Origin of the sequence: Rhodococcus ruber (genome assembly GCF_016804345.1) — a bacterium.
GTDB lineage: Bacteria > Actinomycetota > Actinomycetes > Mycobacteriales > Mycobacteriaceae > Rhodococcus > Rhodococcus ruber.
In genome coordinates this window covers 4713679-4734935 of record NZ_CP044211.1, presented here as the reverse complement: position 1 = coordinate 4734935, position 21257 = coordinate 4713679, and the positions used below count along the sequence as shown (strand labels likewise).

Sequence of the window (21257 nt, the reverse complement as noted above, 5' to 3'; positions counted from 1 at the left end):
TCACGCGGTCCTGCCCCCTTCGATTCCTCCGGGGTGACCATAACCGAGAAACGGGTCAGCTGGTCGGTTCGAGTGGTGAGTAACGCCGGGGATCGTTAGGGTCGATGTATTCGACGGTGATGGATGCAGGGAGGCGTCCACGTCGTTGTCGATCGATGGGTCCCCACTGCACGCCCGTCGATCTCGAGGGAAACACGAGGGGGTGCGGTGCCGTCATTTGCCATGTCCACGAGTCAGCGTGGACTGTGGTTCGCTCAGCAGCTCACCCCGGACGTCCCGTTCACCATCGCCCAGTACCTGGACCTGCACGGCCCGCTCGACGCCGACCTGATCCGCGCCGCCTGCAACCAGGCCGCCCGCGAGGTCGAATCCGGAACCCTGTTCCTCGAGCTGGTCGACGGCGAGCCCCGCCAGCGGGTGATCCCCGACGTCGACGACTACCCCGGCTACCTGGACCTGCGCGGCCACGACAATCCCGAGGCCGAGGCGCGACGGTGGATGGACGAGACGTACACCCGTCCGGTGGACCCGCTGCGCGACCGGCTCATCGCCACCACCCTGATCCAGCTCGCCGACGAGCACTTCTACCTGTTCACCTACATCCACCACCTCGCCCTCGACGGGCACGGCGGCATGGTGATGCTCGGCCGCAGCGCCGAGCTGTACACGGCGTGGGCGCGCGGGGAGGAACCGCCGCCGATCCGGGCGCTGAGCCTCGAGCAGATCGCCGAGCACGAGCGCGCCTACGTCGGCAGCACGCGGCAGGCCGCCGACCGCGAGCACTGGGCGCAGCGCCTGGTGGACCTGCCGCCGCCGGTCACGCTCGCCCCCGGATCCGCCGCGCCCACGATGCCGTGCCGGCACGCCGGCGCGGAACTCACCGCCACGGTGACCGCCGCCGTGGCCGACCTGGCCGGCAGCGCCAACTCCACCGACGTGCCGATCGTCGTCGCCGCCTTCGCGGCGTACCTGGCCCGCATGAGCGCTGCCACGGACGTCGCGCTGAGCCTGCCGGTCTCGGCCCGCACCACCGCACCGCTGCGCCGCTCGGCCGGCTCGATCTCGAACATCGTGCCGCTGCGGGTGCGCGTGGAACCCGACGTCATCGTCGCCGACCTGGTGCGGCGCGTGCAGGTGGAGCTGACCGGGGCGCTGCGGCACCAGCGGTACCGGTACGAGGACATGCTGCGCGACCTGCACGCCGTCGGCGATCACCGGGAGACGCGCAGCGCGTTCGGGCCCGTGGTGAACCTGATGATGTTCAACCCGGCATACGCGTACGGCGACATCTCCGGCGAGTACAACCTGCTCTCCACCGGCCCGGTCGACGACCTGTCGGTGAACGTGTACGCCGGGATCGCCGGGCGCAGCGTGCGGGTGGACTTCGAGGCCAACCCGCGGCTGTACGGCGACGAGACGCTCACCCGGCACCACCGCCGCTTCCTGGACTTCCTCGGCGCGTTCGCGCGGTCGGCCGAGCACGCCGTCGGGGATCTGCCGCTCGCGACGCCCGACGAACTCGCCGGCCTCGTGCCCGCGCGCGGCCCGCAGGCCGAGGGCGGGTGCCTGCTGGCCGACGTGCTCACCGCGCACGCCGGCTCGGACCGCGTCGCCGTGCGCGACGGCGCCGTCCCGCTCACCTACCGGGAACTGGACGAGCGTTCAACTGCGCTCGCGCGCAAGCTCATTGCCATCGGCGTCGGACCCGACGACCGGGTCGCGGTGCTGCTGCCGCGCTCGGCCGCCTCGGTGATCGCGCTGTGGGCCGTCGCCAAGGCCGGCGCCGCCTACACCCCGATCGACCGGGGCACCCCGGCGCTGCGGCTCGCCGAGCTGCTGCGTGACGTGCCCGTCGCGGTGTGCGGCGACGACGTCGCCCTGCCCGACGGCGTCACCCGCGTCGATCCGGGCGACGGCGAGACGTCGTCGGCGCCGTTCGAGGTGGGGGAGCGGGTGCGTCCGCTGCACCCCGAGCACCTCGCGTGGGTGATCCACACGTCGGGCTCCACCGGCACCCCCAAGGCCGTCGCCGTCAGCCACCGCGGGCTCGCCGGACTCGTCGCGACGCTGCGCGCGCGGTATGCGGCCGACGCCGACTCGCGCGTGCTGCACCTGGCCGCACCGAGTTTCGACGCGTCGCTGCAGGAACTGCTGCTGGCCTTCGCCGCCGGCGCCACCCTGGTGATCTGCCCGCCCGACGTCGTCGGCGGACCGGACCTGGCCGCGCTGCTGCGCGAGCAGGCCGTCACCCACGCGATCACCGCGCCCGCCGTCCTGGCCGTCACGCCCGAGAACGACCTGCCGGCGTTGCGGATGCTCGACGCGGGCGGGGAGGCGCTGCCGGTCGACGTCGCCGACCGGTGGTCGCGCGGGCGCACGATGCTCAACGCGTACGGGCCTACCGAGACCACCGTCCTCGCCACGCTCAGCGACCCGCTGCGCCCGGGTCGGGGCGTGCCCATCGGCGCACCCGTCCACGGCGTGACGGCGCTCGTGCTCGACGCGCGGCTGCGGCCCGTGCCCGTCGGCGCGGTCGGCGAGCTGTATCTGGGCGGGCCGGCCGTCGCGCGCGGCTACCTCGGCGACCCGGCGCTGACCGCGGCCCGGTTCGTCGCGTCGCCGTTCGGCCGCGTGTACCGCACGGGAGACCTGGTGTTGTGGAGCGGTGTGTCCTTTGGGCTGCCAGGACAACCCGAAGGACACACCGAGGGCGGGGGCGTCCTGGAGTTCGTCGGGCGCGCCGACCGGCAGGTCAAGATCCGCGGCTACCGCATCGAACCCGGCGAGGTCGAGACGGCGCTCACCGGGCTCGACGGGGTCGCGAGCGCGGCCGTCGTCGTCCACGGCGACACCCTCGCGGCCTACGTCGTCGGCGACGTACTGCCCGACGACGTGCACGCCCGCCTCGCCGAACGCCTGCCCGCCTACCTGCGGCCCGCGACGATCACCGTGCTCGACGCGCTGCCGCTCACCCCGGGCGGCAAGATCGACCGTCGCGCCCTGCCCGCCCCCGCCGTCGACACGGCCACCGGCTCGCGGGCGCCCGCCGGACCCACCGAGACCCTCGTCGCGCGGCTGATGTGCGAGATCGTCGGCGTCGAGACGGTCGGCGCCGACGCGAACTTCTTCGCCCTCGGCGGACATTCGCTCGGCGCAGCCCAGCTCGCCGCGCGGCTCGGCGCCGCCCTCGGCCGCGACGTGCACCTGCGCGACGTGTTCGACCATCCCACCGTCGCCGCGCTCGCCGCCGCCGTCGACGCCGGACCGGCGGCGACCGTGCCGGCCCCGTCGCGCTCGGCCGACGACACGCCCGCCCCGCTCGCCCCCGCGCAGCGCCGGCTGTGGCTACTCGCCCACGGCGACACCGCCGCCTACCACCTGCCGTTCGCGCTGCACCTCGACGGCACCCTCGACACGGACGCGCTGCACGAAGCGCTCGGCGACGTCCTCGGCCGGCACGAGATCCTGCGTACGGTGTTCACCGAACCCGGCCCCCGCCAACACGTCCGGCCCGTCGCCGAGGTGCTGCCCGACCTCGACGCCGAACCCGTCGACCCCGCCGACGTGGACGCCCTGATCGCCGAGTGGGCCGCCACACCGTTCGACCTCACCACCGACATCCCGCTGCGGGCGCGCCTGCTGCGGGTGGGACCGGACCGGCACGTGCTCGCCGTCGTCGCCCACCACATCGCCATGGACGGCGCGTCGTTCGTGCCGCTGACCCTCGACGTCGCCGCCGCCTACACCGCCCGCGCCGCCGGGCACGGGCCGCGGTGGGAGCCGCTGCCGCTGCAGTACGCCGACTACGCCCGCTGGCACCGCGCCCTGCTCGGCGACGAGGACGACCCCGACAGCCTCGCCGCCCGCGAACTCGCGCACTGGACCACCGCGCTCGCCGGGCTCGGCGAGGCCCCCACCCTGCCCACCGACCGTCCCCGCACCGGCAGCCCCGAACCGGCCGAGTCCCTCGAATTCGCCGTCCCCGCCGCGCGGTTCGAGGCGCTGCGCCGCCTGGCCGCCGCGCACGACGCCACCGCGTTCATGGCCGTGCACGCCGCCGTCGCCGTGTGGCTGTCGACGTGGACCGGCGGGCGCGACGTCGCCGTCGGCTCCGGCACCGCCGGCCGCGAGCACCCCGACCTCGACGCCCTCGTCGGCATGTTCGTCGGAACCGTCGCGCTGCGGCTCGACGTGGACCCGGCCACGTCGTTCACCGACCTGCTCGCCGCCGCCCGTCGCACCGACCTCGACGCGTACGCGCACGCGACGGTGCCGTTCGACCGCGTCGTCGACACGCTCGGCTTCGCCCCGTTCCAGGTGATGCTCGCCTACGACAACGTCGCCGTGCCCGACCTCGACCTGCCCGGCCTGCGGGTGCGCGTCGAGGAGATCCCGTCCGGCCGCGCCCGATTCGACGTCGAGCTCGCGGTGCGGGAGCTGCCCGACGGCTCGCTCGCCGGTCGGGTGATCTACGACGGCGGGCTGTTCGAACGCGCGACGGTCGCCGCCGCGGTGGCCCGGCTGCACGCGGTGCTCGACGCGGCCGTCGCCGCGCCGCACGCACCCGTCGGCGATCTCGACGTCGGGGCCCCCGAGATCGTCGTGGCCCCGGCCGGGCCGGTCGCGACGCTGCCGGAACTGCTCGCCGCGCACCCGCTGCACGTCGTCGCGCCGGGCGGTGCGCCGATCGAGTTGATCCCGGCCGCAACACCGTTGGCGTGGCACCTGCTCGAGCGCGGGCTCGGGCCGGAGGACCGCGTCGCGATCCTGCTGCCGCGGTCGGTGGAGTCGGTGCGCGCGGTGGCGGCCGTCGCGCTGACCGGGGCGGCGTTCGTGCCCGTCGACCCCGCCCAGCCCGCCGCGCGCATCGCCCGCCTGCTCGCCGACGCCGAGGTGCGACACGCCGTCGCCCGGCCCGGCACGTCGCTGCCCGACGGCGTCGCCCGGATCGACCCGGACGCCGGAGCCGCGCGGTCGGGGGCGATCACCGACGCCGACCGGGTGCGTCCGCTGCGGCCCGACCACGCCGCGTACCTCGTCTACACCTCCGGCTCGACCGGCGCGCCGAAGGGCGTCGTCGTCACCCACCGGGGGCTCGCACCGCTCGTCGCGGCGCTGCGTCGTCGCATGGACCTCGACCCGCAGGCGCGGGTGCTGCACTTCGCGTCGCCCGCGTTCGACGCGTCGGTGCTCGAATACCTCCTGGCTGCCGCGGCCGGCGGCACCCTCGTCGTCGCGCCGGCCGACGTGTACGGCGGCGACGAACTGCTGGAACTGCTGCGCGCCGAACGCATCACGCACTGGTTCTCCACCCCCGCGGTGCCGGCCCTGCTGGACCCGGCGGGGCTGGACGCGCTGCGGGTGCTCGCCGTCGGTGGGGAGGCGTGGCCGGCCGAGACCGCCGCCCGCTGGGCGCCCGGTCGCACCATGCTCAACGTGTACGGGCCCACCGAGACCACCGTCCTCGCCACCGCCAGCGCGCCGCTGGTGCCGGGGGAGCGGCTGACCATCGGCAGCCCCCTCGACGGCGTCACCGCCCTCGTCCTCGGCCCGCGGCTGCGGCCCGTACCCGTCGGCGTGGTCGGGGAGCTGTACCTGCTCGGGCCGGGCGTCGCGCGCGGCTACCTCGGCATGCCCGGGCAGACCGCGAGCCGGTTCGTCGCGTCGCCGTTCGGCGGTGGTCGCATGTACCGCACGGGCGACCTGGTGCGCTGGAGCGGTGTGTCCTTTGGGTTGCCAGGGCAGCCCAAAAGACGCACCGGCGGCGGAGCCGCCCTGGAGTTCGTCGGGCGGGTGGACCATCAGGTCAAGCTGCGCGGGTTCCGGATCGAGCTCGGCGAGATCGACGCCACCCTCACCGGGCATCCGGCGGTTGCCGCCGCGGTCACCGTCGTGCGGGGGGACGCGCTCGCCGCGTACGTGCACGGACCCGACACCGCCCGCCTCGACCCGGCCGAGCTGCGGGAGTTCGCGGCCGCGCGGCTGCCGCGGCACATGGTGCCCGCCACCGTCACCGTCCTCGACGCGCTGCCGCTGACGAGCACCGGCAAGATCGACCGCGCCGCGCTGCCCGCGCCCGTCGTCGCGCCCGGCGCCCCGGCCGGATACCGCAGCGCCGCCGAGGAACTCGTCGCCGGGGTCGTCGCCGACCTGCTCGGCCTGCCCGCCGTCGCCGCCGACGACGACTTCTTCGCGCTCGGCGGCAACTCGCTGCTCGCCACCCAGCTCGCCGCGCGGCTCGGCACCGTCGCCGGCCACCGCGTCGGCGTGCGGGAGATCTTCGAGCACCCCACCGTCGCCGGTCTCGCCGCCGCCGTCGCCGATCCGCTCAGCGGCGAACGCCTGCCGCTGCTGCCGACCGGCGACACCGGGCCGGTGCCGCTCGCCCCCGCCCAGCAGCGGATGTGGCTCGCCAACCGGTTCGACGTCGCCGACGCCGCCCCCGGCGACCACATCGCGTTCGTCGTCGACCTCGACGCCGGCACCGACCTCGACGCCCTCGCGGCCGCCGCCGCGGACGTGCTCGCCCGGCACGCCGTGCTGCGCACCGTGCACCCCGACGGCCCGGACGGCCCGGCGCAGCAGGTGCTGCCCCGCATCGACCTCGACCTCGCACCGCACGCCGCGTCCGCCGATCTCGACGCCACCGATCTCGACGCCACCGACCTCGACGTCGCCGACTTCGCCCGCGCCGGTTTCGATCTCACCGTCGACCCGCCGCTGCGCACCCGCCTGTACCGCACCGCCGCCGGGTACACCCTCGCGGTGGTGCTGCACCACGTCGCCGTCGACGGCCTGTCGCTGCTGCCGCTCGGCCGCGACCTCGCCGTCGCCTACGCCGCCCGGCGCGACGGACGCAGCCCCGCGTGGCCGCCGCTGCCGGTCACCTACCGCGACTTCGCCCGCTGGCAGCACACCCTGCTCGGCGACCCCGCCGACCCCGACAGCCTCGCCGCCCGGCAACTCGCCCACTGGACCCGCACCCTCGCCGGCGCCCCGCCGCTGCTCGCCCTGCCCACCGACCGGCCCCGCGGCGACGGCGACTCCACCGCCGGGCGCGTGACCTTCTCGGTGCCCGCCGAACTGCACGCCGCCGTCGACAAACTCGCCCGCGCCCACGACGCGACGACGTTCATGGTCGTGCACGCCGCGCTGTCCGTGCTGCTCGCGACGCTCGCCGCCACCGAAGACGTCACGGTCGGCACCGCCGTCTCCGGGCGCATCGACCCGATGCTCGACGACGTCGTCGGGATGTTCGTCGGCACCGTCGCGCTGCGGCTGCCCGTGCCGGCCCGCGCGACGTTCGCGGAACTGCTCGCCGACGCCCGCCGCGTGGACCTCGACGCGTTCGCCCACGCCGACGTGCCGTTCGACCGGGTCGTCGACGCGCTCGGTGCCTCCACCGCCGGCCACCATCCGATCTTCCAGGTGATGCTCGCCTACGAGTCCTTCGCGCTGGACGGGCTCGACCTGCCCGACGTCACCGGTGTGCGCGAGCTGTCCACCGGCACGGCCCGATTCGACCTCGAGGTGGCCGTCCGTGAGAACCGCTCCGACGCGGGCACCCCCACCGGCCTCGACGGGGTGCTGACCTACGACCGCGGCCTGTTCGACCACGACACCGTCGCGGGGTGGGCGCCGTTCCTGCTGCGCATCCTCGACGTCGTCACCGCCGACCCGGCCGCCGCGATCGGCGACATCGACTTGCTCGGCCCCGACGGCGACACCTCCGCACCCCGGACGGACCCGGCGACGGCCACGCTGCCCGCGCTCGTCGCCGACCAGGCGCGGCGCCGGCCCGAGGCGATCGCGCTCACCCACGGCGACGACACCCTGACGTACGGGCAGTTGCACGCCCGCTCCGGGGCGCTCGCGGCGTTGCTCGCCGAGCGCGGACTCGGCATCGAGGACGTCGTCGCCGTCGCGCTGCCCCGCTCGCTCGACCTGGTGGTGGCGATCCTCGCCGTCGCCCGCGCCGGCGCCGTGTACCTGCCGCTGGACGTCACCCACCCGCCGGCGCGGCTGCGGGCCCTGCTCGACGACGCCGCCCCCGCCGCGGTGCTGTGCGACACGAGCTTCGCGGTCGACACGGATGCGCCTGTGCTGCAGATGGATTCGCTGGACCTGCGGGAACGCCTGGACGGCGGCGGGGGATACGACGCGACCGTCCCGGCCGGGGCGGGCGCGTACCTGATCTACACCTCCGGCTCCACCGGCACCCCCAAGGGCGTGCTCGTGAGCCACGAGGCGGCCGCCGCGGTGTTCGCCGCCACCGCCGAGTTCGGGTTCGGGCCGCGCGACGTGTGGACGCTGTTCCACTCCCCGGCCTTCGACTTCTCCGTGTGGGAGATGTGGGGCGCGCTCACCACCGGCGGCCGGCTCGTCGTCGTCGACCACTACACCGCCCGCGACCCCGGCGCCCTCGCCGCGCTGCTCGACGGCGAGGGTGTCACCGTCCTCAACCAGACCCCCACCGCGTTCCACCAGCTCGCCACCGTCGACACCCCGCTGAACACGGTGCGGCTGCTGATCTTCGGCGGCGAGGCCCTCGACCCCGAGCAGGTCCGGCCGTGGCTCGCGGACCGGCCCCACGTGCGCGCGGTGAACATGTTCGGCATCACCGAGACCACCGTGCACGTCACCCGCGGACCCGCCGACCGGCCCGGCGTGGGCCGGCCCCTGCCCGGGCTCGACGTGCAGATCCTCGACCGGTCGCTGCGCCGCACCCCGCCCGGCACCGTCGGCGAACTCTACGTCGCCGGAACGCAACTCGCCCGCGGCTACCGCGACCGCCCCGCCCTCACCGCCGCGCGGTTCGTCGCCGCGCCCGGCGGCACCCGCCGCTACCGGACCGGCGACCTCGGCCGCCGCGGCCGCGACGGCGTGCTGCACCACCGGGGCCGCGCCGACGACCAGCTCGAACTGCGCGGCTACCGCATCGAACCCGGCGAGATCGAGGCCGCGCTGCTGCGCTGCGACGGCGTCACCCAGGCCGTGGTGGTGCTGCGCGACGACCGGCTCGTCGCCTACCTCGTCGGCGGCACGCCCACCGCGGCGCTGCGCGAGCTGCGCCGCACCCTGCCCGACTACCTCGTGCCCGCCGCCGCCGTCGCGCTGGACGCGCTGCCCCGCACCGCCAACGGCAAACTCGACCGGGCCGCGCTGCCCGCGCCCACCGTCGCACCCGGTGGTGGCCTCGCCCCGCACGGGCCGCTCGAGGACCTCGTCGCCGAGGTGTACCGGGAACTGCTCGCCGCCGGGCCCGTCGGCGCCGACGACGACTTCTTCGACCTCGGCGGCAACTCGCTGCTCGCGACCCGCCTCGCCGGGCGCCTCGCCGACATCGCCGACGTCGACGTCACCGTCCGCGACGTGTTCGCCGCCCCCACCGTCACCGACCTCGGCGCCCTGCTCGCCGCCCGCGCCGGCACACCCCGCCGCCGCGCCCCGCTCGTCGCGGCCGGCGACGACACCCCCGTGCCGCTGTCCCCGGCGCAGCAGCGGCTGTGGTTCGTCAACCGGCTCGACCCCGAATCCGGCAGCTACAACCTGCCGTTCGCGGTGCGCCTCGACGGCCGGCTCGACGTCGCCGCGCTCACCACCGCCGTCGCCGACGTCCTCGGCCGGCACCGCACCCTGCGCACCGTCTACCCCGACCCCACCGCGCAGGTGGTGCGGCCCGCCGCGCGACCGGCTCTCGAGCCCGTCGCCGTGCCCGCCGACGGACTCGACGAGTTCGTCCGCGAGTTCGCCGCCCCCGGATTCGACCTCACCGACGAGCCGCCCGTGCGGATGCGGCTGTACCGGCTCGCGCCGCGGCGGCACGTGCTCGCGGTGGTGGTGCACCACATCGCCGCCGACGAATGGTCGCTCACCCCGCTGCTGCGCGACATCGTCGACGCCTACACCGCCCGCCTCGCCGGGCACGAACCGCGGTGGGCGCCGCTGCCCGTGCAGTACACCGACTTCAGCCGCTGGCAGCGCGCCGGCGTCGACGCGCAGCTCGAACACTGGACGAGTGTGCTCGCCGGCCTGCCCGACGAGGTGACCCTGCCCGGGGACCGGCCCCGGCCCGCGCGCCCCACCGGGCGCGGCGCCACCCACCGCACGACGGTCGATCCCGTCGTCGCCGAGGGGGTCTCGCGGCTCGCGCGGGAGGGCCGCGCGACGACGTTCATGGTGCTGCACGCGGCGCTGGCCGTGCTGCTGGCCCGGCACGGCGCCGGGGGCGACATCGCCGTCGGCACCGTCGTCGCCGGGCGCGGCGACCCGCAGCTCGACGACCTCGTCGGCATGTTCGCCGGCACCCTCGTGCTGCGCACGCCCGTCGACCCGGACGCCGGCTTCGCCGACCTGCTCGCCGACGTCCACGCCCGGGACCTGGCCGCCTACACCCACCCCGACGCGCCGTTCGAGACCCTCGTCGAGCGCCTCAACCCGGCCCGCAACCCCGCCCGGCACCCGCTGTTCCAGGTCGCGCTGTCGCTGCGGCGCCCCACCGTCGACGCGTTCGAGCTGCCCGGCCTGACCGCGCGGGTGCTGCCGGTGGCCGACGAACACGCCAACTTCGACCTCCAGCTCGTCGTCACCGAGACCGGCACCGACGTCGACCTCGACTTCGTCTACGCCACCGACCTGTACGACGCCGGCACCGTCGCCGCGTTCGCCGACCGGTACGTCGCGATCCTGCGTGCCGTCGTCGCCGACCCGGCCGTGCGGATCGGCGACATCGACCTGCTCACCGAGCCGGAGCGGGCCGCGCTCGTCCCCGCCGCCGGGCCCGAGCCCGCCCCGGCGCGCACGCTGTGGCAGTGGCTCGCCGACGGCGCCTCCCGCGGCGGCGGCGGTGTCGCCGTGCGCGACGGCGACACGGACCTGACGTATCCGCAACTCCTCTCGCGCGCCGAGGCGCTCGCCGCGAGGCTGCACGCCGCCGGCGTCCGGCCCGGCGCGGCCGTCGCGTGCGCCCTGCCCCGCTCGTTCGACGCCGTCGTCGCCGTGTGGGGGATCGCGCGCCTCGGGGCCGCGCCGATGCTCGTCGACCCGGCCCAGCCCGCCGCGCGGCTCGCCGGAATGCTCGCCGGCACGAGGGTCGGCGTCACCGGCGCCGCGCACCTCGGGTCGCTGCCCGCCGCCGTGACCTGGCTCGACGTCGCCGACACCTGCGACGGCGCCGTCGCGGTGGCCGACCCGGATCCGGGCGCGCCCGCCTATCTGGTGTTCACCTCCGGCACCAGCGGAAACCCCAAGGGCGTCAGCATCACCCACCGCGGCGTCAGTGCCCTCGTCGAGGACCTGGCGGAACTGTTCGCCGCCGCGCCCGGCGACCGCATGCTGCACGTCGCGTCGCCGAGCTTCGACGCGGCGATGCTCGAGCTGCTCGTCGCCGGGGCGTCCGGCGCGACCCTCGTCGTCGCCGGGGCCGACGCCTACGGCGGCGACGCCCTCGCCGACCTGCTCGGGGGTGAACGCATCACCCACGCCTGCCTGACGCCGTCGGCGCTGGCGACCGTGCCGTCGCGCGCGCTGCCCGACCTGCGGGTGCTCATGCTCGGCGGCGAGGCCGTGCGCGACGAGCTCGTCGCGCGGTGGGGCGCGGGCCGTCGCCTCTACAACGGGTACGGCCCCGCCGAGGCGACCGTCTTCGCGACCTGTTCGTCGCCGCTGACGCCCGGCGCGGACGTCGTGATCGGCACTCCCGTGCGCGGGGTCGAGGCCCTCGTGCTCGACGAGCGGCTGCGGCCCGTGCCCCTCGGCGTCGCGGGGGAGCTGTACCTGGCGGGGGAGCGGCTCGCCGACGGCTACCGCGGCGATCCCGGCCGCACCGCGACCCGGTTCGTCGCCGCGGCCGGCGGTCGTCGCCGGTACCGCACGGGCGACCTGGCCCGCTGGGCCGGTGTGTCCTTTGGGCGGCCAGGGCAGCCCAAAGGACACACCGGCGACGGAGTCGCCTTGCGGTTCGTCGGGCGCAGCGACGATCAGGTCAAGCTCCGCGGGGTGCGGATCGAGCCGGGGGAGGTCGATGCCGCGCTGCGCGGGGTGGCCGGGGTGCGGCAGGCGGCGACCATCGTGCGCGACGGGGCGCTCGTGTCCTACGTCGTGCCCGCCGGCGTCGACGCCGACGACGCGCGCCGGCAGCTGCGCCGCAGCCTGCCCGCCCACCTCGTGCCCGTCGCCGTCGTGCCGCTCGACGCGGTCCCGCGCACCGCGCACGGCAAGCTCGACGTCGCGCGGCTGCCCGCGCCCGACCTCGGCGGCCGCGACGAACCCGGCACCGACACCGAGACCCTCGTCGCGCGGATCTTCGGCGAACTGACCGGAACCGACCCCGGCCGCGGCGACGACTTCTTCGCCGTCGGCGGCAACTCGCTGCTCGCCACCGTCCTCGTCGGCCGGCTCCGCGAGGAGACCGGCACCGCGGTGCCGCTGCGGCTGATCTTCGAACACCCCACCGTCGAGTCCCTCGCCGCCGCGCTCGACGCCGGCGGACTCGACGCCGACACCGGGCCGGTGCCCGTCCACCCCCGCCCCGACCGGATCCCGCTGAGCCGGGCGCAACGCCGCCTGTGGGGCCTGAGCCGCCTCGACCCCGACGCCTACCGGCTGCGCGCCGACGTGCACCTGACCGGACCCCTCGACGTGCCCGCTCTCGAGGCCGCGCTCGGCGACGTCGTGGCGCGGCACGAGATCCTGCGCACCCGCATCGTCGTCGACGAGCAGGGCCCGCACCAGGTCCTCGCGGACCGCGGTGTCCACTGGGACCTCGAGGAGGCCGGAAGCGCCCGGCGGCTGCGGCTCGCGGTCGACCATGCCGCGGCGGACGGGGCGTCGCTCGCGCCGCTGCTACGCGACCTCGCCGTCGCCTACGCCGCCCGCGCGGCCGGGCAGCCGCCGCGGTGGGAGCCGCTGCCGCTGCAGTACGCCGACTACGCGCTATGGGAACAGACCCGCGGGATCCCCGAGCCGGACGTCGCGCACTGGCGACGCGCCCTCGACGGCCTCGACCCCGTCGAACTACCTACGGAAACAACCACTTCCGAGGCAGTGGCGGAGACCGTCGCGTTCGAGGTGCCCGCCGACGTGCGCGCCGGGATCGCCGCGCTCGCCCGCGCCCACGGTGCCACCGAGTTCATGGTGCTGCACGCCGCGCTGTCGGTGCTGCTCGCCCGCGTCGGCGCCGGCCACGACGTCGCCGTCGCCGCCGTCGTCTCCGCCCGCCGCTGGGCGCAGGTCGAACAGCTCGTCGGCCCGTTCCTCGACACTCTCGTGCTGCGCGCCCGCGTGGAACCCGACATGCCGTTCGCCGGGCTGCTCGCGCAGGTCCGCGACTTCGACGTCGCCGCCCTCGACCACGCCGGGGTGCCCTACGAGCAGATCCTCGCCGGCCTGTCCGGCCGCGCCCCGCAGGTCGCGCTCGCCCTGCAGGACTTCACCCTCGACCCCGTCCGGATCGGGGACCTCACCGTCGAGGCGCAGGAAGTCCTGGCCGGCGCACCGAAGTTCGACCTGCAGTTCGCGCTCGCGCCCGCCGCGGACGGCTACACCGGCACCCTCGTGCACGACGCGTCCCGGTTCGCCGGACCCACCGCGCGCCGGCTCGCCGACCGATTCGTCGCCGTCCTGCGGCACGTCGTCGCCGCACCCGACGCGCTCGTCGGCGACCTGCCCGTCGCCCCGCCCGCCGCGCCGCTGACCGGGGCCGACCCCGCGCCCGCCCGCACGCTGCCCGAGCTGCTGCGCGCCACCGCCGCCGCGCACCCCGACCGGGAAGCGCTGCGCGAGGGCGAGATCGCCCTGACCTACCGAGAACTCGACGCCCGCTCCGACGCGCTCGCCGACGAGCTGCGCGCCGCCGGCGCCGGCCCCGGCACCGTGATCCCGATCGATCGGCCCCGCGGCCTCGACCACGTGCTGCGGCTGTGGGCGATCACCAAGACCGGCGCCGCCTTCACCAGCGCCGCCTCCACCAGTGCCGCCGCCACGAGTGCCACCTCCACCGGTGCCGCCGGCGAGCCCGCCCCGGCGAACGTCGCGTACGTCGTGTCGACGTCCGGTTCGACCGGCGCTCCCAAACGTGTCGCCGTCACCCACACCGGTCTCGCGCCGCTCGCCGCCGAGGCCGCCCGCCGCTACCGCGTCGGACCCGGCGACCGCGTGCTGCAGGGCTACCACCCGGCGTTCGACGCGGCCCTGCTCGAGCTGCTGCTCGCCCACACCACCGGCGCGACCCTCGTCGTCGCCCCGCCGGAGGTGTACGCGGGCGCGGACCTGCAGCACCTGCTGCGCACCCAGCGCATCACCCACTACCTGTCCACCCCCGCGGTGCTCGGCACCCTCGACCCGCAGCAGCTGCCCGACCTGCGGGTCGTCGCCTCCGGCGGCGAAACCCTGCCGCCCGCGCTCGCCGCCCGCTGGACCCAGGGCTCGGGTGCGGCGGCCCGGCACATGCTCGACGCGTACGGACCCACCGAGGCCACCATCGTCGCGACCCTCGCCGACGTCGACGGCCGCGGCGGCATCGGCCGGCCCGTCCCCGGCACCGTCGCGCACGTCCTCGACGCGCGGCTGCGCCCGGTGCCCGACGACGCCGTCGGCGAGCTGTACCTGGCCGGGACGTCCGTGGCCCTCGGCTACCTCGGCGCCCCCGGCCTCACCGCGCAGCGGTTCGTCGCCGCACCTGGTGGCACCCGCCGCTACCGCACGGGCGACCTCGTGCACCGCCGCCCCGACGGCACCCTCGCCTTCCGGGGCCGCACCGACCGGCAGCTCAAGGTCCGCGGCGTGCGCATCGAACCCGGCGAACTCGAGGCCGCCCTGCTCGCGCAGCCCGGCATCCGGCACGCTGCCGTGCTGGTCTCCGGCGGCGCGCTCGTCGCCTTCGCCGCCGCCGACCCGGACGTCGACGACACCCGCGTGCGGGCCGGTCTCGCCGAAATCGTTCCCCCGCAGCGCATGCCGGCCCGGCTGCGGCTGCTGCGGCAGCTGCCGACCACCGTCAACGGCAAACTCGACGTCGCCGCCCTGCACGAACTCGACACCGTCCGCGACGACGCCGCCGACGACCGGCCCCTCACCGACGTCGAGGACCTCGTCGTCACCGTCGCCGAGAGCGTGCTCGGCGCCCGGCCCGACATCCACGCCGGGTTCCTCGCCGCCGGCGGCGACTCGCTGTCCGCCGTCGTCCTCGCCGCCCGCCTCGCCGACGCCTTCGGCGTCGACGTGCCCGCCCGCGCGGTCCTGCAGGCCCCCACACTCGCGGCGCTCGCCGCGCACCTGCGCGACGGCGACACCACCCGGATCCCGTTGCGCCGCTATGACGACGACACCGCCACCCCGCTCGCCCCCGCGCAGCAGCGGCTGTGGCTGCTCGGCCGCGCCGAACCGCGCAGCGCCGCGTACACCGTGCCCGTCGCGCTGCACCTGAGCGGCGACCTGGACACCGCCGCGCTGGCCGCTGCGGTCGGCGACGTCGCCGACCGGCACGAGGTGCTGCGCACCGCCTACCCCGACGGCGTCGCCACCCTGGTGGATCCGCCTGTGCTCGAGACGGTTCCGGGCACCGACGTGACCGCCGCCGTGACGGAGGTGTTCACCGCGCCGTTCGACCTCACCGCCGAGGCGCCGCTGCGGATCCGGCTGATCGACCTCGGCGCCGGCGAACGGGTGCTCGCCGCGGCCGTGCACCACATCGCGTTCGACGGCGGCTCGGTCGCGTCGCTGCTGACCGACCTGCAGCACGCCTACGCGGCCCGCGTCGCCGGCTCCGCCCCGATCTGGTGGCCGCTGCCCGTCCGCTACCGCGACTACGCCCGCTGGCACCACGACCTGCTCGGCGACCCCGCCGACCCGGACAGCCTCGCCGCCCGCCAACTCGACCACTGGGCAACGACTCTCGCGGGTCTGCCCGACACGCCGCTGCCGCTGCCCACCGACCGGCCCCGGCCCGCGCGGCCCAGCCACGTCGGCGGCGCTGTCACCGCCCACCTCGACGCCGCCACCCACCGCCGCGTGCGCGACGTCGCGCGCGCCCACGACGCCACCGGGTTCATGGTGCTGCACGCCGTGCTCGCCGCTCTGCTCGCCCGCCGCAGCGGCCGCGCCGACATCGCCGTCGGCACCGCCGTCGCCGGACGCGCCGACCCGCGCCTGCACGCCCTCGTCGGCATGTTCGTCGGCACCCTCACCCTGCGCACCACCGTCGACGGCGCCGAGCCGTTCGCGGACCTGCTGCGCCGCGTCCGCGCCACCGACCTCGACGCCCTCGCCCACGCGGACGTCCCGTTCGATCAGGTCGTCGCGCGGGTCGCGCCGGCCCGCGGCACCCACCACCCGCTGTTCCAGGTGCTGCTCGCCCACCGCACCGTGCCCGCCGGGCAGGACCTGCCCCAGCTGCCCGGGCTGCGCGTGCGCGAATTCGACGCCGGCACCCCGGCCGCCCAGTTCGACCTCACCGTCGACGTCACCGACCGCGGCGACGACGGCGTCGACGTGCGTCTCGTGTACGCCACCGACCTGTTCGACGCCGGCACCGCCGAGGCGCTGCTGGACGAGTACCTCGCGCTGCTCGGCGCCGCGCTCGACGACCCCGCCGTCGCCGTCGGCGATCTCGCCGTCCCCGCGCCCGCGCCGCTGACCGCGTCCGCCGCGCCGCCGCGGACGCTGCCGCAGATCCTCGCCGCCACCGTCCGCGCCCACCCCGGCGCCATCGCCGTGCGCGCCGGGACCGTCGCCTGGACCTACGCCGGGCTCGACGCCCGCGCCGCCGCCGTCGCCGCGCGGCTGCGCGCCCGCGGCGTGACCGGCGTGGTCGCGGTGGCCGTGCCGCGCGGGGAGTACTGGCCGCTCGCGGTGTGGGCCGTCGCGAAGGCCGGCGCGGCGTGGGTGTCCGTCGACCCGGCGCAGCCGCCCGCGCGCGTCGCGACCGTGCTGCGCGACAGCGGCGCCACCGTCGGCCTGACCGTGCCGGGCGCGGCCCCGGCGGGGGAGGGCATCGACTGGCTGGACCTGACCGCCGGCGAGTCCGAAGACGATGCCCCGGATGTCGCCGCCGAGCCGCACCCCGACGACACCGCGTACCTGATCTACACCTCCGGCAGCACCGGCGCCCCCAAGGGCGTCGCCGTGCCGCACCGCGGCCTCACCGCCGTCGCCGACGCGCACGTCCTCGGCGTCACGCCCGGCAGCCGGGTGCTGCAGGCCGCGTCGCACACCTTCGACGCGGCGGTGTTCGAACTGCTCGTCGCCCACGCGCACGGCGCGACCCTCGTCGTCGCCCCCGACCACGTGTATGCCGGTGGGGCGCTGCAGGAGCTGATCGCCGCCGAGCACGTCACCCACGTCGTCGCCACCCCCTCCGTGCTGGCCACCCTCGACCCGGACGCGCTGCCGCGCCCGGTCACGGTGCTGTCCGAGGGCGAGGCGCTCACCGCGCCCGTCGTCGAACGCTGGCAGCGGCACCGGCTGCTCAACGGGTACGGGCCCACCGAGTTCACGATCGCCGTGTCGTTCGGCGGCCCGTTCGCACCCGGCGCCCGGCCCACCGCCGGGACCGTCGTCGCCGGCGCCACCGCCCACGTCCTCGACGCGCGCCTGCACCCCGTCCCGGCCGGGGTGATCGGGGAGCTGTACGTGACCGGGCCGAGCCTGGCCCGCGGCTACCACCGCCGAAGCGGGCTCACCGCAACACGATTCGTCGCCGACCCGTACGGCGCGCCGGGCGGGCGGCTGTACCGCACCGGCGACCTCGCCCGCGTCACCGCCGCCGGCGAACTCGACGTCCTCGGCCGCGTCGACGAGCAGATCCAGCTGCACGGCATCCGCGTCGAACCCGCGGAGATCGACGCCGTGCTCACCGCCGCCGACGACGTCGACGCCGCCGTCACCGTCGCGGTGCCCGGCCCCACGGGCGAGACCGTCCTCGTCTCCTACGTGCAGGGCGGCGCCGACGCCGCCGCGCTGCGGGCCCACGCGGCCGCGCACCTGCCGCGGCCGCTGCGGCCCGCCGCGATCACCGTCGTCGACACGCTGCCGCTGCTGCCGTCCGGCAAGGTCGACCGCGCCGCGCTGCCCCGACCCGACTTCGGCGTCCCCGCACACGGTTTCGTGCCGCCCGCCGGCCTGACGGCCGAGGTGGTCGCCGAGGTGTTCGCCCGGCACCTCGACCGGCCCGTGTCCGCCGACCGGGGGTTCTTCGATCTCGGCGGCACGTCGCTCGGCGCCGTCGCCGTCGCCGCCGACCTGCGGGCCGCGCTCGACCGCGACGTCCCGCTCGACTGGCTGCTCACCGCGCCGACCGTCGCCGACCTCGCCGACCGGATCGACCACGGCGGTGACGACACCGACCCGCTCGCCACCCTGGTGCCGCTCGCGGGACGCCCCGACGGCACCCCGCTGTTCTGCGTCCACCCGATCAGCGGAATGTCTTGGTGCTACACGGGACTCGCGCCGCACCTGCCCGGAGTCGCGCTGTACGGGCTGCAGGCCACCCGGCTCGAGCCGCTGCCGCGCACCGTCGCCGAGTTCGCCGCCCGCTACGTCGACCGGATCCGCACCGTCCAGACCGAAGGCCCCTACCACCTACTCGGCTGGTCGCTCGGCGGAACCGTCGCCCACGAGATGGCCGTGCAGCTGCACGAGGCGGGGCAGCAGGTGGCGTCGCTGATCCTGCTCGACACGCTCACCCCCGACACCCTCCCCGACGTCGCGGCCCTGCCGGACGAACCCGTCGTCGAACTCGAGGTGCCCGGCCTGCCGTCGACGTTCGTCGCCGAGATCCGGGAGCGGGCGCTCGCCGCGGGCGCCGCCCTCGAGGAGGCCGTCACCGCGCACACCCCCCGCGTCCTCGACGGCGACGCGCTGCTGTTCCGCGCCCGCCCCGACGGACCGGCCGGACCCGACCTCGCGGCGAGCTGGCGACGGCACGTCCGCGGCCACGTCACCGAGCACGACGTGCCCTACCCGCACGCCGACCTGACCACCCCCGGCGCGCTGGCCGTGATCGGCCCCGCGCTCGCCCGGCACCTGACCGCACGACAGATTTCCGCGCCCGTGGGGCGCACCGACAGTGTCACAGCAACGAGGGAGACACCGTAATGGAAGTACACGACTACCTACGCATCCTGCAGGCGCGATGGAAGATCGTCGCCGTGACGACCGTGGTGGCGGTACTCGGTGCGCTCGGAGCCTCCCTGCTCACCACCCCGATCTACCAGGCGAGCACCCGGCTGTTCGTCTCCACCTCGTCGGGGGCCTCGGTCAACGAGATCTACCAGGGCAACCTGTTCTCGCAGCAGCGCGTCGCCTCCTACACGAAGCTGCTCACCGGCACCACGCTGGCGCAGCGCACCCTCGACCGGCTGGGCCTGTCCGACCTGACGTCGTCGCAGCTGGCGGAGAAGGTCACCGCGTCGTCCGCGCCCGACACCGTGCTCGTCGACGTCAAGGTCGACGACGCGTCGCCCGAACGGGCCCGGGACCTCGCCAACGCCCTCTCCGACGAGTTCGTCGTGATGGCCCGCGAGCTCGAGACCCCCGAGAACGGCGGTGAGCCCACCGCGCGGGTCGTCGTCGAGCAGCACGCCGACACCCCGGCGACCCCGGTCTCGCCGAAGACGAAGCGCAACCTCGCGCTCGGCTTCGCCGTCGGCCTGCTCCTCGGCATCGCGCTCGCGGTGCTGCGCGACCGGCTCGACAACACCGTCAAGGACCGCAAGACGGTCGAGGAACTCTCCGGAACCGGCCTCGTCGGCACCGTCCCGCTCGACAAGGAACGGCAGGAGCACGCGGCGATCGCCTTCCAGGAGTCGAACTCCGGCAGCGCCGAGGCGTACCGGGAGATGCGCACCAACCTGAAGTTCCTCGACGTCGACAACCCGCCGCGCGTCATCGTCGTCACCAGCGCCCTGCCCGCCGAGGGCAAGACCACCACCGCCATCAACACCGCCCTGGTGCTCGCGGAGGCCGGTCACTCCGTCGTGCTCGTCGAGGGGGACCTGCGCCGGCCACGGGTGTCGAAGTACCTCGGGGTCGTCGGCGACGTCGGCTTCAGCACCGTGCTCTCGGGCCAGGCGGGCCTCGAGGACGTGCTGCAGCCCAGCCAGTACCAGGGCCTGTGGGTGCTGGCCTCCGGGGCGCTGCCCCCCAACCCCAGCGAGCTGCTCGGCTCCGACACCGCCAAGCACGTCCTCGACGACCTGCGGGCGCGCTTCGAGTACGTCATCATCGACGGCTCGCCGGTCCTGCCCGTCACCGACTCCGTCGTGCTCGCCGCGGCCACCGACGGCGCACTGCTCATCGCGCGCCACGGCAAGACCACCCGAGAGCAGCTCAGCCGCGCCGTCGGCAACCTCGGCAGCGCCGGCGCGCACCTGCTCGGCACGATCATCACGATGACGCCGAACAAGGGACGCGGCGCCTACGAGTACCGCTACTACTACGAGTCCGACCCGGCGGTGAAGAAGGCCGCCGCGGACGCGCCCGCCCAGCCCGCCGCGCAACCCACCGGCGGCCGTCGCCACCGGGGCGAGCCCAGCCGGCCGGAACCGTACCGGCCGGAACAGCAGGGTCCCGGCGACGCGCAGGCCGGGCAGCACTACCGGACCCCGCAGGCGTACTCCGCCGAGCCCGCCCACCAGCAGTCGGTGCCGACGGCGGTATCCCGGCCCGTCGCGCCGTCGCCCCTGCCGGGCCCGCGCAACGGATCAGTCGTGGATCCGGGCGAGCAGCGGTAGCAGCAGATCGGCGATCTCGGTCCCGACCGCGACGAACGTGTCCTCGTCGCGGCCGATCGGATCGGTCACATCCTCCGGCCCGGGCGCGGGAAACTGCGCCCGGGCCGCGGCCAGTTCGGTGACGGTCTCGGCGCCGCTGAGCTGCTGCAGCCGCGCGGCCTCACGCAGCGTGAACGTCCGCTTGAGCATCCGGGGCGCCGACTGCAGCACGGCCCCGCGATGCGACTCGGCCATCGTGATCACCAGGTCGGCGTCCTGCGCGATGCGCGGCGACAGACGCCGGGCGACGAAGCCGTCGGGTTCGCCGCCGAGCTGACGCAGCACCAGCGCCGCCGTCGGCTCCATGGGCCGGCCCACCATGCCGCGGGTGCCGGCACTGTGGGCGGACAGCTCACCCCGGCCCGCCTCCTTCGCGAAGGCGGTGGTCAACAGCTCGGCGGTGGGCGATCGGCAGATGTTTCCGGTACAGACGTACAGAACCCGCATCGCTCGATCGTAGGCAGCCGAAGGGTCGTTCGTCCGGTTCCC

General features: G+C 75.9%; 3 protein-coding genes. 2 read left to right on the top strand and 1 reads right to left on the bottom strand.

Going from position 1 to position 21257, the window contains the following annotated elements; genetic code table 11:
- The first annotated feature begins 222 nt into the window (after positions 1 to 222).
- Positions 223 to 19092: a non-ribosomal peptide synthetase gene (locus F1734_RS21635; protein ID WP_203011031.1), complete on the top strand. Its 18870-nt coding sequence runs from the start codon at positions 223 to 225 to the stop codon at positions 19090 to 19092.
- Positions 19092 to 20729, top strand: coding sequence for a tyrosine-protein kinase domain-containing protein (locus tag F1734_RS21630; protein WP_010593281.1), 1638 nt, complete (start codon positions 19092 to 19094; stop codon positions 20727 to 20729). The genes F1734_RS21635 and F1734_RS21630 overlap by 1 nt, the downstream gene beginning before the upstream one ends.
- On the opposite strand, the gene F1734_RS21625 is transcribed toward F1734_RS21630, so the two are convergent.
- The gene (locus tag F1734_RS21625; RefSeq protein WP_010593280.1) at positions 20700 to 21215 is read right to left on the bottom strand and encodes an arsenate reductase/protein-tyrosine-phosphatase family protein; all 516 of its coding nucleotides are present in this window, start codon (positions 21213 to 21215) and stop codon (positions 20700 to 20702) included. The genes F1734_RS21630 and F1734_RS21625 overlap by 30 nt on opposite strands.
- Positions 21216 to 21257 lie beyond the last annotated feature (42 nt).